We start from the raw sequence: 24,972 nt of genomic DNA on the forward strand, positions 1-24,972 counted from the left end.
GTGTTGCCCTAATTGGAAAAAAGTACACGAGGCCAGTCATTTTGAGGTACTGTCTGATCCATCTGTTGTCTACCTGGGCCACTTATATGATAGCTACCATGTATCTTTCGAGACACAGATATGTGTTGGCCAGCAATATCAGCATTTTTGTCCAATATACTCCAAAGCCTTTCTTGAGAGATGCAACAGATACCGTCTTTATGGCAGATAAATGCCAAAAAGACTGAAATACCCTGGTATTTACTATGCAGAGTATCTAAGGCTAATTCTTCTTGACTACTGAAGGTAAAAGACCATGCAGATTTGGGTTTTTTAGAAACCTTAAACAGAATGGCCGATTTACTAATCTCAGTTTCAACTAGATAAATGGATGAATGTGTCGAAGATGCATGAGTTATTGTGAGGCGCTCTCCATGATCAATTAGCCGCAAAAATGCAGCGCCATGAAGGAATTCCTGATCATTGATCATTGTCAAATCTGGGCAAAGTCAAGGGAGATGTATACGTTCTGGTTAATCAGTACTAAGGTAATCGCTCTTGGTTAGCGATCGCACTAAATCTGTTAAACCAATAACGTAGCATTCCGCGATCGCTTCACTGCTATTTGTAATTCCCCTGACAACCAGCTGTCAAACTGCGGATAAACTGGCAAACGGGGCACTAATTCCCACCCCGCAGGCTGTAAAATTTCTCTTAATGCCTGTTCTTGTATATGAGGATAATCGGGATTTACTTCATCTTTTGGCCCTATTCCACCCAAATCTCTCGCACCAGCTTCGATACAAGCGAGTAACCATCGGTCATCTTTAACTAAATTCGGCGGAATTTGAATAGTAATATCTGGCGGTAAAATCTCACGCGCTTTAGCAATTACTTCTGGTAACTGATGAGGGTCAAAAGGTGGTGCATCAAAGGTTTGCTGATATCCTGGACTATGAGGTTGCAAGATAACTTCTTGAATATGGTGATAACGTTGATGCAGTTGAGATATAGCTGTTAGTGTTTCCCACCAATCATCAACTGTTTCCCCAATTCCCAACAGTAAGCCAGTTGTAAAGGGAATCTGTAACTCTCCCGCCCATTGCAATTGCTGTAAACGAACTTCTGGTAATTTACTCGGTGCGTGCCGATGTACGCTATTTAACAATATTGGCGTTAACTGTTCCAACATCAGCCCCATCGAAATATTCACACGCTTGAGCTTTTGCATTTCTTCAAAACTCAGTGGCCCCGCATTTGTGTGAGGTAAAAATCCCATTGAAAGCGCTAATTCACACAAATCATAAATCCGCTCAAACCACGCCTGACGCTTTGGTGAATGAGGATGTACTTCACCACTAAGTATGAGAATTTCACAGACTTTTTCGCTTTGAAGTGATTTTAAAATACTGTCTGCATCTGAAAGACTCATCCAGGGACTTTTACCCGGTTCGCTGCGAAAGTTGCAGTAACTACACCGATTAAAGCACTCGTAAGTGGGAACGATTGTATAAGCAGGGCTATAAGTGACAAGACGAGGATTATTAATTGGCATAAGCAGAATAAATTTGCTTTTAGTAAGCAGATCCAGGCTGATTTTAAGGGTTAGAAATGCTGATTAGAAACTTTTAATTACTCATGCCTACTTATTTATTAAATAAACAAGAATTATTTTGCTTTGTAAATTTCTGGTAACTGCCACCAAGGAACATGAGGATACTCGTGATGTTCTTCATGATAGCCAAAATGATAGCACGTGATAAATGACCACCAAATTGGACGGCTAATCGTTTGGGCATAGTGAGGCTGAATATAACCTGTTATTGGTTCGCTATGTGGAAGGAAAGTACCAAAATAAAATAATTGGAATGAACTTAGAAGCGAAGGAAGCACCCAAAAAGTTATTAGATTAGCATGGGGTATATGAAGGATACGATTAGCAAATTGATATATAAGAGTTAGAGCAATAATTTGTCCCCAACTCCAGTAACCTTTCATAAAATGGAAATACCAAGCAAAGAAGTTTTTATGTTCACCATTATGAAAATCTGGGTCTATTTTAGTTGCTGGATTTTGGTGGTGTAACCAATGCTTTTTCAATAATTTTTTATATGGTAAAAGACCATACAGAGATAGGGTTAATGTCCCAACAAGATGATTGATTTTACTGTTTTGGGGAAACACTACCCCATGCATAGCATCATGAGATGTAATAAATAATCCCGTATATAAAAATGTTTGCCAAGCTATGCTAGGCAATAGCATCCAAAATTGTAATTTTGAGATGTCAATGGCAAGTAATAAACTCAAGCTCATGATCCATGTACTAACAATGACAATAGCAATGAAAATTCCTTGAAACTGAGATTTACTTTTCACTGCTGGAGTCAGTTTTGTTTGATAACTGGGTGGTTGTTCTAATGGAATCACGCTTTTACTCCGCCTAGTATTCAGGTGAAAATTCCTAAAATATAGTCACCACAAAAATCACTAACCACCAGCTAGAAAACTCTATTAGTGGTAAGTGTTTTGCATCGAATAGTGCCAACACTTTAGAATATTTAGAAATATTAAGATACTTTAACTATTATTACACATACAACCTCCATACCAACAACTGTTTTTGGTTTAGAGGTTGATTTGTGTAAGTTATAATACTGCTAGCTAGGTAGTTTTAATAACTAGTAGCGCAAGGCGGAAGTCAAAAGTCACGCATAATTGTATTCCAAGCTCTTGCGTCATTTGAAATGGTGAGGCAGTCCGGTCTTGGGGTTTCCCACATGAGGAACTGCTGAACCCGAAGGGTATGTTTATTTCCGCCGTGCGGTACTAGTATTTTTACTACAAAAGAATCATCTTGGAAAAATGAATAACGATTAGCTAATAATTACTCGCATTCTTGTTTAGTTACATAGTGGCGGTAGCGAAACATCGCTTCTAATTGCGCTTGCACTAGCCAACCACTGACAAATTCAACTGCTCCTCCACCAGGCATAGAGAAGGAAATAGCGTCATTTAATCTGGTTTTGCCGTTTTCCGGTTTAAATTCATGTCGATGTACCCAAGATTCAAAGGGGCCAGATATCTGTTCATCAGTAAACAGGCGATATTTTTCACATTCAGTATGACGCGCTAACCAAGTTAAAGGTAATGGCCCCAGAAATAGGCGAAATTCTGTGATTGCCCCTACGTTCAGCCCTCCCTCACGGCGGAGTATTTGGACTGGCTGCCAAGGGGGATTCAACAGTTGCAAAATATCTGGCCTTTCGTGAAATTTCCAAACTACTTCTAGTGGCGCGTTAATTACTGAGGAATGTTTAAAGTGCAGCATGGAAAGAAAAACCTAAAATTCAACTTTCGGATTCAGTATCAATCTCGATATCTAGGGTGTCTTCATCAACCCGCACATACAAAATATTTGGGTTACAACAAACTTGACAATCTTCAACGTAAGATTGCTGTCCTCCAGCACTCAAATCAATAAAAGTTAAGTTCGGTTCGCCGCAATAGGCGCAATAATACTCAGCTGTGTTTTGCATCAAGTTTTCAGTATGAATNNNATGGTATTGGGGACTGGGTATTGGGTACTGGGTACTGGGTGTTGAGTATTAACTTTTAATTCCTAGTCCCCAGTCCCTAGTTCCTAGTCCCCAGAACTGGCTGTAATTCTTTTGGGGATGGATTGATATAACTCTTAGCATCAGCCAAATGCTTTAGTAGTGTAGACTGTGGCAGAGGTCCTTGCAAGTGGCTCCAGGGTAATACTTGTTCTGTTGACCATTCGGCGTGGACGTAGAAATCTAAGTCGGGGATTTGTCCTTTGAGTTGCTTGAAAGCACGTTTATAGCTACCCAAGGAATCGCCAAAGTCACGAGTAAGTTCGAGAAGTTGAGAGAGTCTGCGATCGCCTCTCGACAATAAAGCCTGTATAATCGACCAATTATAGCTTTCTGGGCGAAACTCTATTCCCTGTGGTTTTAGCTGTTTTTGCAAAAACTGCAACCGCTTTTCGGCTTGGCGATTTACCCCAAACCATTGAAACGGCGTATGTGCTTTGGGTACAAAGGTGCTGCAACCGTATGTTAAGCGCAATCCCGGCGCAGCTTTTTTGATATTACGCATCATCGCCACAGTTTGTTCTAAATCTTCTGTTTCCTCACCAGGAATTCCGGCCATTCCATAGAGTTTCAAGCTTTTTAATCCGCCAGCTTTGGCATTTATGGCTGCTTGGATAATTTCGTCGTTATGCAGCTTTTTGTTGACGATTTGCCGGATTTTTTCGGAACCACTCTCTACAGCAATGGTAAGCGATCGCGTGTCTCGTTTAGTCAAAGTTTCTGCTAACTGGACTGTTACAGTATTAGTTCTAACTGAAGCAATACTGAGACGGACATCATCATACTTTGGCTGACTAATATAATCTAGCAAAGTCTCAAATTCTGGATGCTGAGTAACTGAAGCCCCTAATAATCCTAGCCGATTTGTGACTTCTAAACCTTTTGCGATCGCTGGAATTAATGAATCTTCCAGACTGGCTGTTCTAAAAGGCAGTGTGAGATAACTCGCCAAACAAAAGCGGCACATTTCTGGACAACTTCTCACCACTTCCACCATGTAAATATTTTCCCATGCGGCTTTTTCGGTGACTACAGTCGATGCCGATAGAGTATTTCCCCGGTAAGTTTGCTTTTGCACCACTGCGGGAATTTCAGAAGAAATTGGTTTAATAGACTTTACTTCACCATCTTTTGTGTGATATTCCACCTCATACAAACTGGGTACATAAATTCCTGGTATTTGTGCAAGTCTTTTTAGTTGAGTTTGTCTTGAGGCATTTCTGACTTCTTTGTAAGCCTCAACAAAATTCCCTAACAGAGTTTCACCATCCCCTAGTAAAACGACATCGAAAAAATCTGCAAAAGGTTCGGGGTTAGCCGTGAGAACTGGGCCACCACCAAAAATTATCGGATGATAATCATCACGAGAGGTTGCCCGAATAGGAATTTCTAAAGATTCCAGCAAATTTAAAATATTCACATAATCCAATTCCCACGAAATCGAAAATCCTACAATTTCCGGCGTTCTAGGGAGTTGTTCGTGAGTATCGGTAAACAGGCGACTCACCTGTACATCATCACGCATTGCAAAAGTTGCCCACACCACCTGATAACCAAGGCTAGTGATACCTACGCTGTACTCGTTGGGAAAGGCGAATATTATGGGGATAGCGTTCGTGTCTGGGGTGGTGGGTGTAAAAAGGAGGCGTTCAGAGTTAAATACAGATGATGTCACAGGTGTTTGTTAGAGGCAAGTTTATCTATATTTAATTTTAAGCCATAGAATAATTAAGTTAAAAATCAATGTTACGGCGTTAGCAAGAATAATCGGCAAGGATTGTAAATAAATTCCATAGATTAGCCACAAAAAAACACCACTTATGAATGTCATCAGCGTAACTAAAGACACATCTTTTGCTGATTTGGTTTGCCAAGTTTTAAGCATCTGTGGCAAAAAAGAAATTGTGGTTATTGTGGCGGCAGCTAATCCTAGAACTGTCAAAAAATCCATGTTTAATTATTTATATTAAGTTGCCATATTATATATCAGCGATCGACATTTTCTGTTTAATGCAACGCTATACAAGAGATTTTACACTGTTGAGCGATCGCTACAACAGATTAACAACAATATTCCCGACTTATTTAATCAGTCGGGAATCTAAAAATGTATCACGTTATTAGCAAGAATAATCGGTAAAAATTGTAATTTATGTATATTAACCACCAAAAAAAACCGATTATAAATGCAATTAGCATGACAAAATAAAACTCATTAAAGTATATGTGATAAACACTAGCAAAACCGATAAATTAATTCTTCACGAGACAACTGCAACAGTAAAGGCGTAAACTCTTCTGGCGGTAACGATAATAAAGGTTCAATAGTTGCTCGAAGCTCATTATCTATTTCACCAAAGCGAACTTTGAGCAAGTTTTCCACTACTAAACGTTCTCCCTGCTGAATTCCTGTTTGGAGTCCCCGTTCTTCTCCTTCTTGTATCGCCTGTTCTCGGTCTTGTTGGTAAAGTGGTGCTAATCGCATAAGTAATTCCCTATCTTCCTCGTCTTGATTTTGAGTGACTTGTAAGTTTTGTTGCAAGTTGTACAGCAATTCTAACGCTGCTTTTCGGAATGGATTATCAGGAGTAAGTGCTTCTAGTTCGTCAATTGCTTGCTTTTGAACGTTTCCCCTACCAATGATTCTCAGCCATAAGGTTTCTGAGATAGATGGCAACTGATGAATTGTTACTATCGCGGTACGCAAATATTCTGGCATGAAGTATATTCCAGGCAGGTAGTCATCTTTTGGGTTAGCACCAAATCCTGATAAGAGTTGTGCGGATGCTGTGGGGGTAAGAATCCATAATTTGGGTAAGTCAGATTCTAGAATACGAGTTTTATTCAGATTTGCTTGTCGTTGTAAATCGCCACGCACCTCTAATAATTTTAAGAGACAATCGCAAATTTCTGTAGCTGAGGCTGCGTTACGAAATAGTTCAAATAGAGAAGGTGTAGTGACAAGTTGACCTAATAATCCGAGTGTTCCTGGTATGTCTCTTGGTTGTGGTTTGGGAATGAAATAAACATCAATCTGTCTAACTTCTCCTGCGACTCGTCTAGGTGCTTGGACTTCGCAGTAAGGAGTGAGTAATTGTTCGAGGTAGTCTTTGGCAAATTGGTCATGGATGAATCTGGTCATGTTGGTAATTTGGTGATGCAAACCAGTTTATTTACCATTGTCTGACCATTTTTTGAGATAAGACTTAGCCCAAGCATATCGTTGTGAATCTTTTTTCAGTAAATATTCTGCTGCTTCATGTCGTTTATTTTCATCTTTTGTACTCCTGACTACTCGTTTTCTCTCATCATCTATATCTTCAGGCTTAGCACCGCGTTTTATTGCTTGCTCATACCAATAATCTCTTTTTGTATAGTCACTTCTATCATGAGCAATAGCTGCCATCAATGTGCAAGGTTGATAACTTTCTGGCTGATACTCCATAGCTTTTTTTGCACAATTTTCTGCATCAGCTAAGTTATACATATCTCTGAATGATGCACCTCTAGTAACTGAAATTGCTGACTTTAGATTGCTTTCTCTGATTTGGTTTAAGTCTAAGTTAGTAAGTTTTAATGCCTGTTCCGGTTCATCTGCTTTGCGCCAATAACTACTAGCGGTGGGAATATCCCATTTATTTCCAGTGCGGTGAAATTCCTGCTCATAAAACTCTGCTTCTAGCCTGTAATACGCAAGAGCAATTTTGCCGCCAGGAGATAATAGTTCCTCTTCCATAAGCTGCAAAACTAACTTAGGATCTAGCCGTTCTTTTTTCTCTAATTTGACCATGATCGGGTAAAATGGCTCTAGCGCAAGTGAAAGACATATCAATCTATATTTTCTCTTGAGAATAGTGAAGTGCTTTTGTTGAGCGAGAATAATAATATCTTCACGTCTATTATTTTGTAGCCAATCAATTTCTGATTCATTAAGTAGTTCTCCTAAATCGATCTTAGATTTTAGGGTAGAGGCGTATTTTTCATTTGCAATTTCTATAATCTCAGTCAGCTTGCATTTTTTGAGAAAGTTAATATCCTGTTCACCTAACTGATTGGACAACTCAAGCCTTTTGAGAATTTTATACAAGTGACTCTTAGGGGATGAATCCTGATACTCAGTTGCTTTATACTTAGCTTTCAATGCAGCAAATTCTCGTGTTTGTTCCAAGTCTTGAGCAATTGCAATTGTTTGGCTAAGTCCTTGCTGTTCGAGCCAGTTAATTTCTAACTCACTTAAATTATTTTTTGCGTCAATGTTTTGCAGTATTGGATATAGTGGACTGGATAATGATAAATCAGAGTGTAGATTCGCTTCGTATTTCTCTCTTAACTGAGCAAAGCGAGTTTCTTTTACTGACTCTTGTTGCTTAAAAATTTCTGCTGTTTCCAAAAGTTGGTTATTGAGCAGCCAATTATATTCAGAATTATTTAAATGTTCTGCTAACTCTAATTTTTTCAGTATTTGATACAGTTTACTATCAGGATATGAGTCTTGATATTGAGTAGCTTTGTACTTGTATTTAAGTTGAGTAAATCGGTTGACCTCTTGAGCAATTTGATTAGTCTCATGTAAACCGTTTGCTCTTAGCCATTTCACTTCTGAATCAGTGAGGAAATTTCCTGACTCAAGTTTCATAAGTATGAAATACAGATGACTGGATTGCCAAGAAACGTCATGTTTTGTAGCTTTGTACTTAGATTGTAATTTGGAGAATTCAAATTCTAGATTCCCGACTTCTTGGAATCTATGTTGCTGCTCTTGCTTGATAGCTTTTAAAGTTTCTACAAGCTCATACTCTTTCAACCAATTAAATTCTAAGTCACTGAGTTCAATACCTAAATCAACTTTACGCAGTATGAGATACAACAGACTAGTGGGTGATGAATCTTGATATTGAGTTGCTTGATACCTGGACTTTAAAGCAGCAAAGTGTTTTAAGCGATTTGGAGACTCTTTAGCCATATTGCTTACAGATGCGATCGCACGTAGTTAAATGTGTTATCCGCTACTATAGCAATCCCAGTAAAAAAGGGCGAGTCAGACACTCACCCCCGAAGCATAAATATTTTCTGAAAGTCAAAGTAGAATTCCTATAACACCTTACACTGTCCATGATGTCGTAACAAATGGTCACACAACACCAGCGCCACCATCGCCTCAACCATTGGAACTGCACGCGGTAACACACAAGGATCGTGTCTTCCTTTTGCTGCTAATAGGGTTTCTTCACCTTCACGAGTTACTGTTTTTTGCTCTTTTCTAATTGTCGCCGTCGGCTTAAATGCAACTCGTAAAATGATATTTTCCCCGTTAGAAATTCCCCCCTGAATACCACCAGAACGGTTAGTTACAGTGCGAATTTCCCCATTTTCATCAATATAATATTCGTCGTTATGCTCAATTCCGGTTAACAGCGTTCCGCCAAAACCGGAACCGATTTCAAAGCCTTTGCTAGCAGGAAGAGACATCACACCCTTAGCAATATCAGCTTCCAATTTATCGAAGACTGGTTCGCCCAAACCTTTCGGAACATTACGCGCCACACATTCTACGACACCGCCGATAGAATCACCTTGTCTACCAACTTGCTCAATTAATTCAATCATGCGATCGCAACATTCAGCATCAGGACAGCGGACGATGTTGCTTTCCACTTGTTCTAAGGTGACGGTATTTGGATCAACTACACCTTCCAAGTCCTTGATGCGCTTGACGTAACCGATAACTTCAACATTGGCAACTTGACGGAGAATTTTTTTAGCGATCGCACTAGCTGCTACTCTGCCAATTGTCTCACGCGCTGACGACCTACCCCCACCTTGCCAATTGCGAATGCCATATTTTGCATCATAAGTTGCATCCGCATGAGAAGGGCGATACTTCTCGGCCATCTCGTCATAATCTTGGGGACGAGTATCTTTGTTCCGTACCAAAATTGATATAGGCGTTCCCAAAGTTTTACCTTCAAATACACCTGATAAAATCTCGCAGGTATCCGCTTCTTTGCGAGGGGTGGTGATTTTACTTTGTCCCGGACGCCTTCTATCTAATTCTACTTGAATTTCTTCTGCCGAAATTTCTAGTTGTGGAGGACAACCATCAATCACAACCCCCACACCGCCGCCGTGAGATTCACCAAAAGTAGTGATGCGAAATAGATGACCAAAAGTGTTGCCCATGATCTTAAAGAAAAAGGATGAGGCTTATGTATTTTACCTAGAGTTTGTGCAAAAGTTAATTCTTGTACTTGTTTTGGTACTTGGACTGTATGAGTACAAATAAGAAAGCGCCCTCTGTTTAGAGAGGGCGCTTTCTCAATTTAGCGAAACTTCAGAATTAACCGTTGATAGCAGGAGCAGTAAGAGCAACAGGAGCAGAATCGCCAGCAGCCAAATCGAGAGGGAAGTTGTGAGCATTGCGCTCGTGCATTACTTCCATACCCAGGTTAGCCCGGTTGATTACATCCGCCCAAGTTGCAATCACACGACCTTCAGAGTCAATGATTGATTGGTTGAAGTTGAAACCGTTCAAGTTGAACGCCATTGTGCTTACACCCAAGGCGGTGAACCAGATGCCGATTACAGGCCATGCTGCGAGGAAGAAGTGCAGTGAACGGCTGTTGTTGAAGGAAGCGTATTGGAAGATTAACCGACCGAAGTAGCCGTGGGCTGCAACGATGTTGTAGGTTTCTTCTTCTTGACCGAATTTGTAACCGTAGTTTTGTGACTCGGTTTCGGTGGTTTCACGAACTAAGGAGGAAGTTACGAGTGAACCGTGCATTGCTGAGAACAAACTTCCGCCGAATACACCTGCTACACCTAGTTGGTGGAAGGGGTGCATCAAGATGTTGTGTTCTGCTTGGAACACGATCATGAAGTTGAAGGTTCCTGAGATACCTAAAGGCATACCATCAGAGAATGAACCTTGTCCGATTGGGTATACCAAGAATACTGCACTTGCTGCTGCTACTGGTGCTGAATATGCAATCGCAATCCAAGGACGCATTCCTAACCGGTAGGATAGTTCCCATTCACGTCCCATGTAGCAGAATACGCCTATCAGGAAGTGGAAGATTACCAATTGGTAAGGACCACCGTTGTACAACCACTCATCTAAGGATGCTGCTTCCCAAATTGGGTAGAAGTGTAAACCGATAGCGTTGGAGGAAGGTACTACTGCACCGGAAATTATGTTGTTTCCGTATATCAAGGAACCTGCTACTGGTTCGCGGATTCCATCGATGTCAACGGGAGGAGCGGCGATGAAGGCGATTACGAAGCAAGCTGTTGCGGCTAGCAAGGTTGGAATCATTACTACGCCGAACCAACCGATGTAGATCCGGTTGTTGGTGCTGGTGATCCATTCACAGAATCGATCCCATACGTTAGCGCTTGAGCGCTGTTGTAAGGTTGTTGTCATTGCTTTATGATTGCGGTTAGTTATTTATGAATCAGGCGGTAAGGTCTTTGCCTGTGAAACTACTTTACACTGCTTTACATTTTTTAATCAAGTTCTATTACTACAGTAAACCTGATAACTCGTATCAGGTTTGCTTATTTAAGCTTGATATTTAGTGTTTGCGGTCGTTCCAAATACATTGAACACAGGATTTAGATATATTTACTCCGGTGTTAGCGCCCAAAAGATAAAATAGAAAAGAACATTGTTGTTATCGACTCTGAAATCGAGAGTTGATATAGATTACTACCAAAATTAGGAGGGAAGGTGTGACATGACAATTACTTTAAATCACACCATAGTGCCCGCACATGACAAAGAAGCATCAGCAAGGTTCTTTGCAAAAATTTTCGGTTTAGAGGTCGAGCTTCCCGTTGGTCACTTCGCTGCTGTGCATATAAATGATGCATTAACGCTCGACTTCGCCGACGCTGAAGCGTTCGAGCCACATCATTATGCATTCCATGTCAGTGATGAAGAATTTGATGCAATTTTTGCACGCATCAAAGAGGCAGATATTGAATACAGTAGCGACCCCATGCATCAGAATAAAGGACAAATTAACCACAGAAAGGAAGGTCGTGGCTTCTATTTCTATGATTCCGATGGCCACAACTTAGAATTGTTAACCCGTGCATAGATTTTTGATATCAGGTCAATGCATTACTTCTTGACTAAAAAATATGCTGTGGCATATTCCGGTAATTGGCTGATATTCTGCCCAAATTCTTTTTTATTCTTAAAAATACCTGCCAAAAAATCTAGCTGATAAAGATTGGGTAAAAATGCTCCGCCTGTATCGGCGATGACTCCCATTTGCAAATGTTTGCGCCCACCCTGAGTATGCTCAATCACAATCACCTTACCTAAACCGATATTCAAAACATCTCCAGCAAAAGTAACTCCGGGTTTGATAGAAATTTTTGCATCTATTTTGTATCCATAGCCTTTAATATCATCAACTTCTCTAAAATACCAATAACGCTTTTGTGCTGTTGCCTTTAATCCGCGGATATAAGCCATTCCATTATTTCTATCTACATTAAAAAATGCCTGATCACCATCTGTAAAATTAATCAGGATTGTTCCTTGCATAATTGCTTCTTCTAAGCCATTTCTAGTTAGATAAGCAAGAGTTGTAACTTTTCCAAATTCTCTACCACCTGGTTCATAAATACCAGACAAAACATCTTGCTTTGTGTACCGAGTGTAAAATTTATCGTTATTAGAGTTATCTTTTAAGCTATAAATTGGTATATTAAAAGTAGAGGTTTTCTTGCGGGAACCAGGGTGAGTAAATACAGCATATTTGGTGATTCGTAATTGTTTTTGCTGTTTACTTTTGGGGTTGTAGGCAGACCATTTAATGACTCGAAAATTGGTATTAATAAATTTAGAGTCTTGTAAACGAGTAGCCCGATTATTAGCAATATCATCCTTCAAAACAGCAATCATGAAATCCAAAGTTTTGAGGACATCTGCTACAGTAACTCCTTGAGTAGTAAGTACTCCTGGACGCATAATATCTGGGTCTTTTGAAGCATAATCTTGAAAATATTTTTTAGTATTAACGAGAACAGTTAATAAATCTCCTTGATTGAATTTAACTTTACTATTTGGTAATTTTCCTGCGGTAGCAATCTGGCTACCATTAATGTTAAATTTATATTTTTTGAACTCATCAATAACTGGATAGGGTACAGATGCTGCTAACAAATTCTGTCGAGATGAAAAAGCATTTTGAAACCTTGAGGTAAGTTGGTCGGCAGCTTGATTTGATGTCAGAGAAATCTGTGATTGAAGTAGGGCAGAATTTTCTTGTTGAGTAAATGAGTGATTTTCTTGAGCTAGCTGTTTATTTTTTGAGTGGGTATATAGATAACTACTTGCCAAACTGACAACTAATAAGGCAGCACAACCTACTGTAAAGCGGAATTTTTTGCTAAATAACATATTCTTTAATACTAAATAATCAAAGTTATTTTTCTATCGCCTCACGCATTAACTGCGCCAACTTGTCGGCACTATCAGGAACTGCGATAGCCTTTGCTTTTTCCCCCATCTTTGCTAACTCTTGCGGTGACTGCAATAAATTCAACACATGATTTTGCAATGTTTCAGGCGTCAACTCAGATTGCTTCAGTGTTAACGCCGCACCCGATGAAGTAAATACGTCTGCATTGTAAGATTGATGGTCTTCTGCGGCAAAGGGGTAAGGAATCAAAATCGCTGGCGTTCCACACACTGCCAATTCTGTTAAGCTACCTGCGCCAGAACGACTAATAGCAAGAGTTGCTCGTTGCAACAACGCTGCCATATTGTTGTAAAAAGGTAAGGCTATGTACTGTGGATGTTTGAGACTATCTGCTTCGGGATCGCGATCGCCAGTTAAATGTACTACATAAATACCAGCATCAAACCAAGCTTTTGCAGATTCGCGCACCAACTTATTTACTGCAACTGCACCCTGGCTACCACCAAAAACAACAATTAAAGGCACACCATCAGGAATAGCTAAATCCAGTGGCGCATTAATTGCCCTATCAAGAAATTGCTCTCTTACCGGAGTACCAACATAGACATTTTTGGCACGAGGTAAATACTTAGCAGCGACTTCAAATCCCAAGGCTACCGCACTACACCAAGGGCCAAAAAAGCGAGTTACTTTACCTGGTAAGGCGTTAGATTCGTGGAAAATCACTGGTAAACCGAGAGAACGCGCCGCAATGACGGCTGGCCCGGCAATGTAACCGCCTGTGGTAAATACCCCTTGAAAATTCCCCTGTTTGAGAATTCGTCTGACTTCTAGAATGGAAAGGGCGAGTTTACCCAAAATGCGAATCGAGTCAAGTCCAAACCCTTGCTGAAACCCTTCAACTGCAATAGTATTCAAGGGATACTGTTTGGGGACAAGTTGAGTTTCTAGCCGATCGGGTACTCCCAGCCATTCTATTTGATAGTCTGGAAGTTTTTGCGCCAGGGCGATCGCTGGAAACAAATGTCCACCAGTCCCACTGGCAGCTATTAATAATCGTATCGGTGCGTTTGCCATCAAACCTCTACCGTTTAGCGTCTAGCTTAACTAAGATAAAACAATTTGCTTACTTTCTCTAATCAAATCAGTAAATTCTTACCAATGACTAACATTATTACCGCCTTAGTGAGACGACAACCCAAATTTCCAGCAAATATCTGGCTGGTTTCGTTTCTGCTGACTATTGGTTTAACAACTGGTTGGCAACGTACTCAAGCTGCAACACCACAGCAATTATCCCAAGCCACAACACCCCAAAATGCACCAGCCGATCTGAAAAACCTGTTGACACAAGTTGATAGCGCTGCTAACCGAGGCGATGTCAGAGGAGTGTTGCAATTTTACAGCCCCAATTTCACTCATGGCGATGGATTAAACCTCCAAACTCTGGAAAAGTCTTTGACTTCACTTTGGCAACGATATCCGAAATTGCAATACAGCACGAAACTGCTATCTTCAAAACCTGAAGCTAATGGGATTATTGCTGAAACAGAAACAAAGATAACTGGCTTACCCTCTGGTAACACTAATAAGTTGGCTCTTAATGCGACGATTAAATCGCGTCAGCGTATTGAAGGCGGAAAAATAGTCCGCCAAGACATTTTGTCAGAACGAACCTTGCTTACCTCTGGTAGCAAACCGCCCCAAATTGATTTTAAATTACCACAGCAGGTGCAAGTTGGTCAGAAGTATAATTTTGATGCGATCGTCCAAGAGCCACTTGGTGATGATTTTCTACTAGGAACGGCGCTAGAAGAACCCATCAAACCAGAGAAATTTCTTAACCCTACACCCGTGGATTTGCAATTATTAACATCTGGCGGACTGTTTAAAGTTGGACAAGCACCATCTATGCCAGGTAGCCAATGGGTTTCTGCCGTCATCCTGCGGGGTAATGGAATGACAATGGTAACTCAGCGCTTGCAAGTGGTGAAGAAGTAGTTAGGAGTTAGGAGTTAGGAGTTAGGAGTTAGGAGTTAGGAGTTAGGAGTTAGAGACCGACTGATGATAAATTATGAACGATGAAACTTGTGCTAATTCATAATTCATAACTGTTAACTCCTTACTCTTAACTATCCTAATGATTTCCCTACAAAATCAAATTATTTTGATCACTGGTGCAAGTAGTGGTATTGGTACTGCTTGTGCAAGAATCTTTGCTGGTGCGGGTGCAAAACTGATTTTAGCAGCACGACGGTTAGAACGTTTGCAGCAGCTAGCAGATACTCTGAGTAAAGATTTTAGTACTGAAATTCATTTACTACAATTAGATGTGCGCGATCGCCATGCTGTTGAATCTGCCATTGCGACTCTACCCTCTGCCTGGTCTGACATCGATATTCTCATTAATAATGCTGGTCTAAGTCGTGGTTTAGACAAGTTGCACGAAGGCAGCTTTCAAGACTGGGAAGACATGATTGATACTAACGTTAAGGGTTTACTTTACGTCTCCCGCTATGTCGTTCCGGGAATGGTAAGCCGCGATCGCGGTCATGTGGTAAATTTAGGTTCCATCGCCGGACATCAAACCTATCCTGGTGGTAATGTCTACTGTGCTACCAAAGCTGCTGTCAGAGCAATTTCTGAAGGTTTAAAACAAGACCTATTAGGAACACAGGTACGTGTAACTTCCGTTGACCCTGGTATGGTAGAAACGGAATTTAGCGAGGTACGCTTTCACGGAAATACTGAACGTGCCAACAAAGTCTACCAAGGAGTTACACCCCTAACAGCAGATGATGTGGCTGATGTGATATTTTTCTGTGTGACGCGATCGCCCCATGTCAATATTAATGAAGTTGTGCTAATGCCTGTTGACCAAGCTAGCGCTACCCTAGTTAATCGACGAGCATGAAAGTAACCCATCTCATACGATTCTAAAAAAGCTTACCCCTGCCACTTACTCTACTCAAGAGACATTTGGTAAAAAAATGTAGAGACGTAGCACTACTACGTCTCTACAAGGGTTCTGGATAACGCATATTTAATTTCACCAAATATTTAAAGTCTTACAGTTGATGTTTCAGTTTACATCTAGAGAGTTTGTTAAGGCTTTACCTACTCAGCTAGAGTGAAATTGATATATAAAAGAGCAATTTTCAAATGACCATTTACTTTTATAAGGTTTGGCAGCCTTATGGCTGTTTTTCTAACTTTTCTCTCCACGGAATCCACATCGAGGGTTCTTACTGGCCAACGGTTGAGCATTATTATCAAGCGCAAAAGTTTGTAGGCAGCACAGATGCGGCAATTATACCTCTCATCCATGCTGCCGCTACCCCAGAAGAAGCTGCTACTTTGGGAAGATGTAGCACTCGCCAACTGCGTCGAGACTGGGATTTGGTCAAAACTCAAATTATGCGAGAAGCTGTACTCAAAAAGTTTCTCACTCATACTGATATCAGAGAAGTTCTCTTAAAGACAGGTGATGAGATTTTAGTTGAAAATTCCCCAACCGATTCTTTTTGGGGCTGTGGTGCTAATAAAAGCGGTCAAAACCATCTCGGTAAAACTCTCATGAGTGTGCGTGAAGAAATTCGTAATTTACTCTCTTTAACGGTAATTTACGAATAATTTAATCAAAATAGTTACATTCAACATAAAGTCAGCAATTAAACGGGGAATATTCAAATTCCCCAGGAAAAAATATTTTAAAAAATTACTAATAATTGAGTTATTGCTTGGAAAAAATTTTAATTAATTGAATTAATGGGCAAAAATGTTAAAAAAATATTTTTAATTTCAAGAAATTATTCCAGTTCTAAATTAAGTAAAATTACTGGAATAGTTTAATGATTGAGAATATAAAATTAGTAAATGTCAATGATGAAAAATTTATTAACTTTAGACTTGAAATGATAGTTGAAAAGTATTGAATGATACAGCGTTTTTATATCTCCCTAAATCCACTTTACAAGGGCTACAGGGAACAAGCAAAATATCTGTTACTTTTCAAACATCCTCTAATCCATTTCCAAAAATATTTGTAATACATGTATGCCCTGAGAAACGCATTAGTCGCAAGAATTTATTGAAATAGGATGATCATCAAAGCATTTTAAGTTGAAAATTTCGATCAGGGACAAATATATAAAAAAATTATACTTCAGTCATGGTGTATATAAGCAATGACACGTAGGGATAAACCAAACGAGTTGCAGCAAAGCTTTGACCAAGGAAATTTACTGCACCGGATGACAAAACAGATTAGGCGATCGCTCGACCTTCAAGAGATATTAACGACTACTGTTAGTGAAGTGCGTTTATTTTTGAGTTCAGATCGGGTGAAAATGTATCGCTTTGATGCTGATGGTAGTGGTGAAGTCATTGCAGAATCTATTCATGAACAACGTCTGCCATCCTTATTAGGTCAACGCTTCCCAGCTAATGATATTCCAGAAGCTGCTAGAGAGATGTTTTTGTTAATGGGGCAACGTTCGATTGTCGATGTGGCAAATGGGAAGATCGGGCTATTGCCTCTACAGTCAAAAGAAACTGGCAAACGTCTAGAAACTAATATCTACTATCGGCAGGTAGACGAGTGCCATATTCAATACCTCAAAGCAATGGGCGTGCAGTCTTCGTTGGTAGTACCCATTTTAGATTGCGATCCCCAAGAACAATTGGCAAAGCCTAAATTGTGGGGATTGTTGGTAGCTCACCACAGTGAACCGCAAAAGATTTTGAAGCGGCAACTAAAAGTATTGCAGCAAGTTGCTGACCAGGTAGCGATCGCGATCGCTCAAAGTAATCTACTCACTGAAGCCCACGCCAAGCAAAAACGGGAAGCTACTATTAATCGAGTCACCACACTATTGCATAAACTGCCGACAATCCAATTACAAGGAGCACTAGAAGAAGTTATTACTGCTTTCAATGGAGCTGGTGGCAGGCTTTACATTGCAGAGAGTCAAGAACTATACACCTGGGGCGAGCAACCGACACTCTCCTACGAGTTAGATAACATTATTATCGAACAGCATCCCATCTGGCAAAACTGGATGGCTGAGTTTCAACCAGGTAATATTTGGGCAACTACTGACCTTTATAAAGAACCACGTTTGCGAGTTTTGGCTTTAGCATTCCGTTCTACTCAAATTCGTGGACTCATGGTGATTCCTCTACATTACCGCAAAAAATTTATCGGTGTATTAAGTATTTTTCGCTCTGAATTTGAAACAGAAATCTTGTGGGCGGGACGATGCGAACAAAATCGGCGACAACTTTTACCCCAGCTTTCCTTTGAGGTTTGGCGAGAGCAGAAAAAAGGGCAAGCACCTGAGTGGAAGTTGGAAGATATCTTTTTGGCACAAGCCTTATACGATCATTTCTCAATGGCAATTCAGCAGCAGCAAATGTATAAACAGGTGCAATCTTTGAATGCCAACCTAGAACTGCGGGTGCAAGAGCAAACCGCTGAACTCGAAAAATCATTACTGTTTACCAAAGTCATCAAGCAAGTCACAGAGCATATTCGCCGCACATTGGACTTGCAAGCAACTCTGCAATCCATAGTTCGAGAAGTTCGTCCCCTACTAAATTCCGACCGAGTGCTGATTTTCTACCTAAAGACTCAATCGGTAATTGTAGAAGAAATTAATGGCAATTGGCAGTCAGTTTTGGGAGTGAATGCACCACCAGAATGCTTTCCTGATGATTATACTCGTCTATACTGTCAGGGTAGGGTACGGGCAATTAACAACGTTTCAACGGCTTCTTTAAGTGATTGTCATCGAGAATTTTTGCAGAGTCTGCAAGTGCAAGCAAACTTAATAGTTCCGATTAATATGGGTATAGAACTATGGGGCCTACTAATTGCCCATGAATGTGAGGCTCCCAGAAATTGGCAGGATACAGAAATTGATTTATTGCAGCAGGTGGCAGATCAGGCTGCGATCGCTATTCAACAAGCACAACTCTACGAACAAACCTCTGAGGCCGAAACTGAAGCCAGAAATCAAGCTATTCAGTTAGAGCAGACCCTACATGAACTCCAAGAAACACAGACAAGGTTGATTCAGACCGAAAAAATGTCCGGCTTAGGACAGTTGGTGGCGGGTGTCGCCCACGAAATCAACAACCCCGTTAACTTTATTTACGGTAATCTGTGCCACGCCAGTGATTACACTGAACAACTGCTAGAAATTTTACGTCTCTACCAGCTACACTATCCCCATCCCCATAATGAAATTAAAGCCGCGATCGAAGCGATCGATTTTGAATTTTTGGTAGAAGACCTCCCAAAAATCATGACCTCAATGCAAGTAGGAACTGATCGCATCCGCTCAATAGTGCTGTCGTTACGCAATTTTTCTCGCTTGGATGAGTCTGAAAACAAGCGCGTTGACCTGCATGAAGGCATTGACAGCACCTTATTAATTTTGCAACATCGGCTGAAAGGAAATGCTGAATTTCCACGCATTGAGATAATTAAAGATTATGGCAATATCCCACGGGTGGAATGCTATGCCGGTCAAATGAATCAGGTATTCATGAATATTTTCAGCAATGCCATAGATGCTCTGGAAGTAGGGCGTGGAAAGTGGCGGGATCGGGGTGACAAGGAGAATAATTCATGCCCAATTCCAACGATCCAGATTTCCACTAAAGTCTCAGCAGACAACTCTCGTCTGTTAATTCGGATTACTGACAACGGTCCCGGAATGAATGAAGACGTAAAAAAGAGAATTTTTGACCCGTTTTACACTACCAAGCCTGTAGGTAAGGGTACAGGATTGGGACTAGCAATTAGCTATCAGATTATTGTCGAAAAACATGGGGGAATAATGGAGTGCATTTCAGAACCTGGCAAAGGTACAGAGTTCTGGATTGAGATTCCCGTCAAGCCTCCAGCCAAAATAGTTAACTAGCGATCGGGAGTGGGAAATGAGGACGCAGGCGAAGAATCACTATTGGTCATTGACTAATGCTCAATTGTTAGTTTCAAAACTTAAAATTGACTGAGCAATTTTTAAATTCATCCACAAGATAGATGATAATTTTCTTAACATATAAACTAAAAAAATAGCTATCAGCGATCCAGGGTGTGCAATATATTTAATTTGATTAAAAATCATTTAAAAGTAAAGTTTAATTGCAAAATAAATCCCTCCCAGCTATAAGTGATAATCTCATAGGTAGAAGCAAAGAAACAAGCTTCCCGTGGCAGATATAACAGCTGCATTTGAAATGTTAGTAAGAGGTATAAGACGCTGTTTAACTTACATCTGTCTCGTCAAAATACAGCAACACCCAACGCGAAAACTGCTGTTTCCTCAAATCTAGAAGATTAGGGGGCACTGTAACTGATCTTCATTACTTGTTTACAAAAGCAATGGAAGTTAGTACATCCCTAACTACGATCGACAAAGAGAGGAGATAGTTCAGCGAGTAGAGGTTTGGGTGTTGTTGTGTTTAAAGAGAAGTCTGAAATAAGGACTCCTCTGGGTGTAAGATTATACGAAGTTGAATAGCGAGAAATAGTTAAAATAGCGCCTTATGTCAATAATTGCGCTCAGAGCGTGGTATCTACAGGATTATGAGCCGATTCCAGAACTGGAAAAACGTCCGCCAGACATTCGCTTAAGCAAAAAAAGTCTGCTGAAATCAGCATTGCGAGCAGACTTTTTGGAAGACAGTGACGAAGTTAAGAAATCAACTTGGTTTGGGCGCTATTTAGAAGGGGAAAATATTGAATTTTATATTGAAGGTAGTGGCGGCTATTGCGTCTCTAACATTGACTTAATTAGTCATGAAATTTATTTCACCAAGCAGGCGGTGTTGGCTCAGTTAGAACCAACGATTTTTTTATCCTATCAAACTGAGTATGCCGCAGCGACGAATATTCTCAAAGAAGAACTGCGAAAAAGTTTAGACAATTTAAACTTGCGATCGCGTCTTCCCCTAACATTAATAGAATCCTCTCGTCCTAGCGGTGCTACTTTCCGAATTAACCGCACAATCATGCGGAAAATCCGTAAGAGTTTGTTATTTATCGCTGACACCACGCCCATCGCTAGTATTGATGGGAAAGAAGCCTCCCAATTAATTCCCAGTCCGAATGTCTGTATTGAGATTGGCTATGCCCTCCAAAGTAAGCGATCTGAACAGATTCTACTAGCGCAAATGCAACGCCCAGATTTGGAAGGTGAATTTCCCTTCGACTTACCGACACAGCAAATTTTACAATTTCAAGACACTACAGAACTGGACAAAATCCTGACAGAGACGATTAAAAACCAGCTAGCACGATTCAAATTGTTTTTTTGACCGAATTTCCCTGTCAGACTTGCTGGCTGTTTTTTCTTCTCAGTTTAAATTTGATAAAATTTAGCAATAACAATGGTATTTTTATTACTTTAATTAGAATAAACGAACAGGTTTATTTTGCAGCTTGGAACTAATTGAACTTACCCGATCGACCACAGAAATCATGTATTTGTAATCTGGTACTTGTCCATTGGGTACATACCCCACTTCTTGAGCTAAATCTGAAGACGATTCACTCATCACTTTGCGGATAAACTCTTGACGGTTACGTTCTACATTCGGCCCAATCAAGACCACGCCCAATGGTACATAGTGAGGGTCTTTAAATAGTATGCGGAATTCGGTTGGCGCCAACTGTGAACTGTAGAGACTTAATTCCGCCTCCGAGACAGCACAGGCGATCGCTTTTCCTTGAGCGACCAATTCCAGTGCTGCTTTGGGTGTGGGTGCAAACAGTATTTCAGCTAGTGTTGTACCATAAAGATTGTAAAGAGGAAAATAATATCCTGTTGCTGAACCTAACTGTCCTAAAGCCACTGTTTTGCCTTGCAATTGTTTCAATTCAGTTATCGGATTATCTTTGCGAACAACGAAGATTGAACGTAAATTACTAATACCTATTAAAGGAAATAGAGGAGCATATTGGTGACGTGCGATCGCAATAGCTGCTAAACCCGGTGGAGCAAATACCAATGACCAAGCACGAGCGTCAAGGCGCTCAACCGCTCTATTTTCATTAAAAACAGGCTCTAGCTGAATATATGAGTTTGTTTTTTCACCTAAGTAACTATTAAATTTAGCATATTGATTAATTATCTGTTCACCTCCACCATAGTTAATCACACCAATAGTTAATGTGCCCTCAACCCCACTTTGTGGTTTGCAAGCAGCAAATGTAAAACCTAGTAGATGAAACAGAAATAAACGACGGGGAAATCGCACAAACATCACTAATTATAGTTAAGAAAATAATTTGGCTTTCAGGACTAATTTAGATAAACTTGACTACTGCCTAAAGGGGTTATATTGCAGTCAAAAATTAATATTTATTTAGAACCTGCTGAGATGCTTTATAACAGGTATAAATAAATATTAGACGAACTCACAGATCACCTTCCTTGCTTAGGTTATGTTAAACAACATTACGTTAAAAAACTTAAAAATAGGTGCTAAATTTAACTTGCTTTTAATATTAGTTTTCATCATCAGTATTTTGGGAAGTGGCGTTGCCTTATCCAGTGTACTTCAAGGGAGGGCGCAAAATGAAGTAAGTTCTCAAGCGGAGACTCTCATCCAAATGGTGAATGCAGTTAGAGATTATACACAAAATCGTATTGCTCCTCTATTAGAACCTAGATTAGATACTAACCCAACATTCACGCCTGAAGTAATACCAACTTTTTCCTCTAAAGAGGTCTTTGAAAATTTTCACAAATTCTGCACGAGAGATTTGTCCAGAAGATTTTCTAGCTTTTTGAACTAGAAACTTAGCTATTGGGCCAATTAAATCAGCCAACTCACGTTCGCACTCTTCCATAAATTTTTCACTGATGACTTTAGATTCTTGGTTTGCTAAATTATTTGAGTTAATATCAGATTGGTTGGATTTTACAGTAAGTTCTTGTAATAGAGTAGTTTTCTCTAGTAGAAATGTTGTTTTATTCTTGAAATCAATTTGTTGATTTTCTCGAAGATGAAAGGCTAATTGACTAATTAATTCTTCCAAATTGGACACTGATGCGGCAACTTGTCGTAGCAATCTTGAGGCGATGGGGCCGACAAATTCTAAAAGAATTGTTTCTAAGCGGTTGTAATTTTCCCCAGACAGAATAGAAGCAGTTGGATACCCAATTGAGTTTTGTTGAGAAAGCGAAGCTTGAGGCGGTTGTGTAAAATCTGGTAGTTGAAGTGATTGCGCTTCTACCTGGTAATCTTGACGATAATATTCTTGCTCTTTGGGTGTCAAAGATGGTAACTGAAGTCATTGCGCTTCTCCTCTAGTATCGAGATTCTTAAGCACCTGTAAAACTTCAGCCGCAGACTGATAGCGCTGTTTAAAGTGATGTAGCACCATCTTAGATAGCACAGATGCCAACTCAGAACTGACGTTAGCTTGATGCTGCCAAGAAATTTCTCCTGTATTTGGGTCTTCCTCAAAGTTTATCGGATGTAACCCTGTCAGCGATTGTATACCAATAATGCCTAAAGAATAAATATCACTATTGGGGCGGGGCTTACCTTGTCCCTGCTCTGTAGACATATATCCAGGAGTACCAATAATAATAGTAGCCCCCGTGTGCCCTGCAATTGTGAGCAGTTGAGTTTGGACTTGTTTAACAGCACCAAAGTCAATCAGCACAAGCTTATCGTCTTGTTGCCGCCTAATTATATTGTCCGGTTTGATATTTATAGTGAGAACTACTCGAAAGTACACGCACTACTTGATAGCGTACCTTGGCTTTCTGTCTAGTTAAGACATATTTCCCTTGCTCAGTCAGGGTATCAAACCACTCAAACCCGTAGAAGCCCATATCTGTTATCAGTAAACCACCCACTGGTAAGCGCATTTGTAGTTCTTGCCACCACTTGGTTTCATTGTGTTTGGCATCGGCATCGAAAAATGCTGCAACTGGGCGATGGCTAAATGCTTCCACTACCATCAACATCTTCCCTCCCAATACTGCACCTGTTTTTTCTTGAAGTTGCCCCAAATGTTTTTTGACTGCTTCTAATGTCGATGCATCTGCAATCCAGACTGCACCGAACGATGATGCCACAGATGCCCACATTGGTGAAATTTCGGTTGGATTTTTCTTGGCTGCTAGACGCTCTACAACTTGTTCAAACAGCTTGATAAACAAGCANGGTAAGCTCTCTAGGCGTTGAGATAACGCTTGCCGACTCACTGACATTGCTTCTGCCCACAATAATCCTTCCACTTCTAGGCAGCGCAGCACATCTGTTAAAGAATGTATTTGTCGGTACACTAAACTCAGTACTATCGCTGCCATCACTGGTAGAGTTAGTATGCGTGAGCGCAAACTACGCTCAAAGTCTTTTACCCCTTTGAGATTGGCAAATGTCCCTGGAGTTAGCAGTTCTACCAACCGTGATTCTATCTCTTGACTTGTTGGGGCTGGGCAAGTTACCTGATGTCGAAAGTCTGGATTTCCTTGTTTTTTCCGTGGCTTACTCATGGCTATTCTCAACACCCTTACGTTGAGTTTAACTACTGAGCTTTACCCACTTGACAAGTTTCTATTTTTCTTAACTTGACACCAATGGCATCTTGCCCGGCCTGATTATGCAACTTGAATGCTGATTAGCTTACTAGTGATACCATTTCTTTGTGAGGCTGCGCCAAATTTTCTTTCTTCTTTGTGTCCAACTCTTACGAGACGCTGCGCGTAGCTTGCNTTCTCCGTAGGAGTATGCGCCCTTTGCGGTTCGTTCCTCATATAGTTTGGCGCATCTTCATACAGAATTGGTATGAGTAATTAGTAATTCATCAAAGCAATGTGAACAACAAGATTCCCGACTTCTTAATTAAAGAAGTCGGGAATCTAAGCTGCACATCTGATTATTTTGCACCTAACTGATATTTTTCCTTTAAC

General features: G+C 40.3%; 23 protein-coding genes and 2 pseudogenes. 8 read left to right on the plus strand and 17 right to left on the minus strand.

Annotated features, from left to right (window positions below):
* Nucleotides 1-8 precede the first annotated feature (8 nt).
* From QUD05_RS14585 to QUD05_RS14615, 7 genes are all read right to left on the minus strand, one after another.
* Nucleotides 9-470, minus strand: a complete 462-nt coding sequence (locus QUD05_RS14585) for a hypothetical protein (RefSeq protein WP_289796684.1) — start codon at nucleotides 468-470, stop codon at nucleotides 9-11.
* A gap of 92 nt (nucleotides 471-562) precedes the next feature.
* Nucleotides 563-1,534: a 7,8-didemethyl-8-hydroxy-5-deazariboflavin synthase subunit CofG gene (cofG, locus tag QUD05_RS14590; RefSeq protein ID WP_289796685.1), complete on the minus strand. Its 972-nt coding sequence runs from the start codon at nucleotides 1,532-1,534 to the stop codon at nucleotides 563-565.
* Between the two features lie 113 nt (nucleotides 1,535-1,647).
* Nucleotides 1,648-2,409: a beta-carotene ketolase CrtW gene (gene crtW / locus QUD05_RS14595; protein WP_289796686.1), complete on the minus strand. Its 762-nt coding sequence runs from the start codon at nucleotides 2,407-2,409 to the stop codon at nucleotides 1,648-1,650.
* A 457-nt stretch (nucleotides 2,410-2,866) separates the two neighbouring features.
* Nucleotides 2,867-3,310, minus strand: coding sequence for an SRPBCC family protein (locus QUD05_RS14600; RefSeq protein ID WP_289796687.1), 444 nt, complete (start codon nucleotides 3,308-3,310; stop codon nucleotides 2,867-2,869).
* A 19-nt stretch (nucleotides 3,311-3,329) separates the two neighbouring features.
* Nucleotides 3,330-3,518, minus strand: a complete 189-nt coding sequence (locus QUD05_RS14605) for a CPXCG motif-containing cysteine-rich protein (RefSeq protein WP_012411100.1) — start codon at nucleotides 3,516-3,518, stop codon at nucleotides 3,330-3,332.
* Between the two features lie 97 nt (nucleotides 3,519-3,615).
* Nucleotides 3,616-5,271 (minus strand): B12-binding domain-containing radical SAM protein, encoded by a 1,656-nt coding sequence (locus tag QUD05_RS14610; protein WP_289796688.1) that lies wholly within the window; start codon nucleotides 5,269-5,271, stop codon nucleotides 3,616-3,618.
* 21 nt (nucleotides 5,272-5,292) lie between these two features.
* A complete protein-coding gene (locus QUD05_RS14615; RefSeq protein WP_289799972.1) occupies nucleotides 5,293-5,490 on the minus strand; it encodes a SemiSWEET transporter in 198 nt (65 codons plus the stop codon).
* Here QUD05_RS14615 and QUD05_RS14620 point away from each other — a divergent pair.
* Nucleotides 5,417-5,566 (plus strand): hypothetical protein, encoded by a 150-nt coding sequence (locus QUD05_RS14620; RefSeq protein WP_289800146.1) that lies wholly within the window; start codon nucleotides 5,417-5,419, stop codon nucleotides 5,564-5,566. The genes QUD05_RS14615 and QUD05_RS14620 overlap by 74 nt on opposite strands.
* Before the next feature lie 266 nt (nucleotides 5,567-5,832).
* Here the strand turns inward: QUD05_RS14620 and QUD05_RS14625 are convergent, their stop codons facing one another.
* The 4 genes from QUD05_RS14625 to psbA form a co-directional block, all read right to left on the minus strand.
* Nucleotides 5,833-6,738, minus strand: a complete 906-nt coding sequence (locus QUD05_RS14625; RefSeq protein ID WP_289796689.1) for an RpnC/YadD family protein — start codon at nucleotides 6,736-6,738, stop codon at nucleotides 5,833-5,835.
* Nucleotides 6,739-6,765: 27 nt separating this feature from the next.
* Nucleotides 6,766-8,559, minus strand: coding sequence for a hypothetical protein (locus QUD05_RS14630; RefSeq protein ID WP_289796690.1), 1,794 nt, complete (start codon nucleotides 8,557-8,559; stop codon nucleotides 6,766-6,768).
* A gap of 128 nt (nucleotides 8,560-8,687) precedes the next feature.
* Nucleotides 8,688-9,776 carry a chorismate synthase gene (aroC, locus tag QUD05_RS14635; protein WP_289796691.1) on the minus strand — a complete coding sequence of 363 codons (1,089 nt, stop codon included), beginning with the start codon at nucleotides 9,774-9,776 and terminating at the stop codon, nucleotides 8,688-8,690.
* A gap of 157 nt (nucleotides 9,777-9,933) precedes the next feature.
* Nucleotides 9,934-11,016 (minus strand): photosystem II q(b) protein, encoded by a 1,083-nt coding sequence (gene psbA / locus QUD05_RS14640; protein WP_289796474.1) that lies wholly within the window; start codon nucleotides 11,014-11,016, stop codon nucleotides 9,934-9,936.
* Nucleotides 11,017-11,329: 313 nt separating this feature from the next.
* On the opposite strand from psbA, the gene QUD05_RS14645 reads away from it, so the two are divergent.
* The gene (locus QUD05_RS14645) at nucleotides 11,330-11,695 is read left to right on the plus strand and encodes a VOC family protein (protein WP_289796692.1); all 366 of its coding nucleotides are present in this window, start codon (nucleotides 11,330-11,332) and stop codon (nucleotides 11,693-11,695) included.
* Nucleotides 11,696-11,718: 23 nt separating this feature from the next.
* Here the strand turns inward: QUD05_RS14645 and QUD05_RS14650 are convergent, their stop codons facing one another.
* Together QUD05_RS14650 and murG are read right to left on the minus strand one after the other, a co-directional pair.
* Nucleotides 11,719-13,008: a murein transglycosylase A family protein gene (locus QUD05_RS14650; protein WP_289796693.1), complete on the minus strand. Its 1,290-nt coding sequence runs from the start codon at nucleotides 13,006-13,008 to the stop codon at nucleotides 11,719-11,721.
* 25 nt (nucleotides 13,009-13,033) lie between these two features.
* Nucleotides 13,034-14,107: an undecaprenyldiphospho-muramoylpentapeptide beta-N-acetylglucosaminyltransferase gene (murG, locus tag QUD05_RS14655; protein WP_289796694.1), complete on the minus strand. Its 1,074-nt coding sequence runs from the start codon at nucleotides 14,105-14,107 to the stop codon at nucleotides 13,034-13,036.
* An 84-nt stretch (nucleotides 14,108-14,191) separates the two neighbouring features.
* Here murG and QUD05_RS14660 point away from each other — a divergent pair, with 84 nt between their 5' ends.
* The 5 genes from QUD05_RS14660 (at nucleotide 14,192) to QUD05_RS14680 (ending at nucleotide 21,358) form a co-directional block, all read left to right on the plus strand.
* On the plus strand, nucleotides 14,192-15,031 hold the full coding sequence (locus QUD05_RS14660) for a DUF8623 domain-containing protein (RefSeq protein WP_289796695.1): 840 nt from the start codon (nucleotides 14,192-14,194) through the stop codon (nucleotides 15,029-15,031).
* Between the two features lie 139 nt (nucleotides 15,032-15,170).
* A complete protein-coding gene (locus tag QUD05_RS14665) occupies nucleotides 15,171-15,944 on the plus strand; it encodes an SDR family oxidoreductase (RefSeq protein WP_289796696.1) in 774 nt (257 codons plus the stop codon).
* Between the two features lie 248 nt (nucleotides 15,945-16,192).
* On the plus strand, nucleotides 16,193-16,663 hold the full coding sequence (locus QUD05_RS14670; RefSeq protein ID WP_289796697.1) for an N-glycosidase: 471 nt from the start codon (nucleotides 16,193-16,195) through the stop codon (nucleotides 16,661-16,663).
* A gap of 554 nt (nucleotides 16,664-17,217) precedes the next feature.
* A complete protein-coding gene (locus QUD05_RS14675) occupies nucleotides 17,218-19,959 on the plus strand; it encodes a GAF domain-containing sensor histidine kinase (RefSeq protein ID WP_289796699.1) in 2,742 nt (913 codons plus the stop codon).
* 628 nt (nucleotides 19,960-20,587) lie between these two features.
* A complete protein-coding gene (locus QUD05_RS14680) occupies nucleotides 20,588-21,358 on the plus strand; it encodes a hypothetical protein (protein ID WP_289796700.1) in 771 nt (256 codons plus the stop codon).
* Nucleotides 21,359-21,451: 93 nt separating this feature from the next.
* Here QUD05_RS14680 and QUD05_RS14685 read toward each other — a convergent pair whose 3' ends face one another.
* On the minus strand, nucleotides 21,452-22,306 hold the full coding sequence (locus QUD05_RS14685) for a phosphate/phosphite/phosphonate ABC transporter substrate-binding protein (protein WP_289796701.1): 855 nt from the start codon (nucleotides 22,304-22,306) through the stop codon (nucleotides 21,452-21,454).
* Between the two features lie 349 nt (nucleotides 22,307-22,655).
* Here QUD05_RS14685 and QUD05_RS34060 point away from each other — a divergent pair, with 349 nt between their 5' ends.
* Complete coding sequence (locus QUD05_RS34060; RefSeq protein WP_354666182.1) at nucleotides 22,656-22,841, plus strand: hypothetical protein; 186 nt, start codon at nucleotides 22,656-22,658, stop codon at nucleotides 22,839-22,841.
* Here QUD05_RS34060 and QUD05_RS34400 read toward each other — a convergent pair.
* The 3 genes and pseudogenes from QUD05_RS34400 to QUD05_RS14700 form a co-directional block, all read right to left on the minus strand.
* Nucleotides 22,839-23,324: pseudogene (locus QUD05_RS34400) on the minus strand (DUF8082 domain-containing protein); the annotation flags it as partial. The gene QUD05_RS34060 and the pseudogene QUD05_RS34400 overlap by 3 nt on opposite strands.
* 32 nt (nucleotides 23,325-23,356) lie before the next feature.
* A pseudogene (locus tag QUD05_RS14695) lies at nucleotides 23,357-23,777 on the minus strand (protein kinase domain-containing protein); the annotation flags it as partial.
* Entirely contained in the window at nucleotides 23,740-24,555 is an 816-nt protein-coding gene (locus tag QUD05_RS14700) for a transposase (protein ID WP_289796705.1), read from the minus strand. The pseudogene QUD05_RS14695 and the gene QUD05_RS14700, both read right to left, overlap by 38 nt.
* Between the last annotated feature and the right edge of the window lie 417 nt (nucleotides 24,556-24,972).

This window comes from Nostoc sp. GT001, from assembly GCF_030382115.1.
In the GTDB taxonomy this organism is placed as follows: Bacteria; Cyanobacteriota; Cyanobacteriia; order Cyanobacteriales; family Nostocaceae; genus Nostoc.

Bases quoted from the DNA above. Each gene is read 5' to 3' on its own strand.
- QUD05_RS14665 (WP_289796696.1), top strand. From the start codon at position 15,171: ATGATTTCCCTACAAAATCAAATTATTTTGATCACTGGTGCAAGTAGT.
- psbA (WP_289796474.1), bottom strand. From the start codon at position 11,016: ATGACAACAACCTTACAACAGCGCTCAAGCGCTAACGTATGGGATCGA.
- QUD05_RS14605 (WP_012411100.1), bottom strand. From the start codon at position 3,518: ATGCAAAACACAGCTGAGTATTATTGCGCCTATTGCGGCGAACCGAAC.
- QUD05_RS14685 (WP_289796701.1), bottom strand. From the start codon at position 22,306: ATGTTTGTGCGATTTCCCCGTCGTTTATTTCTGTTTCATCTACTAGGT.
- QUD05_RS14675 (WP_289796699.1), top strand. From the start codon at position 17,218: ATGACACGTAGGGATAAACCAAACGAGTTGCAGCAAAGCTTTGACCAA.
- QUD05_RS14620 (WP_289800146.1), top strand. From the start codon at position 5,417: ATGAATGTCATCAGCGTAACTAAAGACACATCTTTTGCTGATTTGGTT.
- QUD05_RS14625 (WP_289796689.1), bottom strand. From the start codon at position 6,738: ATGACCAGATTCATCCATGACCAATTTGCCAAAGACTACCTCGAACAA.
- aroC (WP_289796691.1), bottom strand. From the start codon at position 9,776: ATGGGCAACACTTTTGGTCATCTATTTCGCATCACTACTTTTGGTGAA.
- QUD05_RS14630 (WP_289796690.1), bottom strand. From the start codon at position 8,559: ATGGCTAAAGAGTCTCCAAATCGCTTAAAACACTTTGCTGCTTTAAAG.
- QUD05_RS14670 (WP_289796697.1), top strand. From the start codon at position 16,193: ATGACCATTTACTTTTATAAGGTTTGGCAGCCTTATGGCTGTTTTTCT.
- murG (WP_289796694.1), bottom strand. From the start codon at position 14,107: ATGGCAAACGCACCGATACGATTATTAATAGCTGCCAGTGGGACTGGT.
- QUD05_RS34060 (WP_354666182.1), top strand. From the start codon at position 22,656: ATGGTGAATGCAGTTAGAGATTATACACAAAATCGTATTGCTCCTCTA.
- QUD05_RS14585 (WP_289796684.1), bottom strand. From the start codon at position 470: ATGATCAATGATCAGGAATTCCTTCATGGCGCTGCATTTTTGCGGCTA.
- QUD05_RS14660 (WP_289796695.1), top strand. From the start codon at position 14,192: ATGACTAACATTATTACCGCCTTAGTGAGACGACAACCCAAATTTCCA.
- QUD05_RS14680 (WP_289796700.1), top strand. From the start codon at position 20,588: ATGTCAATAATTGCGCTCAGAGCGTGGTATCTACAGGATTATGAGCCG.
- QUD05_RS14600 (WP_289796687.1), bottom strand. From the start codon at position 3,310: ATGCTGCACTTTAAACATTCCTCAGTAATTAACGCGCCACTAGAAGTA.
- QUD05_RS14645 (WP_289796692.1), top strand. From the start codon at position 11,330: ATGACAATTACTTTAAATCACACCATAGTGCCCGCACATGACAAAGAA.
- QUD05_RS14650 (WP_289796693.1), bottom strand. From the start codon at position 13,008: ATGTTATTTAGCAAAAAATTCCGCTTTACAGTAGGTTGTGCTGCCTTA.
- cofG (WP_289796685.1), bottom strand. From the start codon at position 1,534: ATGCCAATTAATAATCCTCGTCTTGTCACTTATAGCCCTGCTTATACA.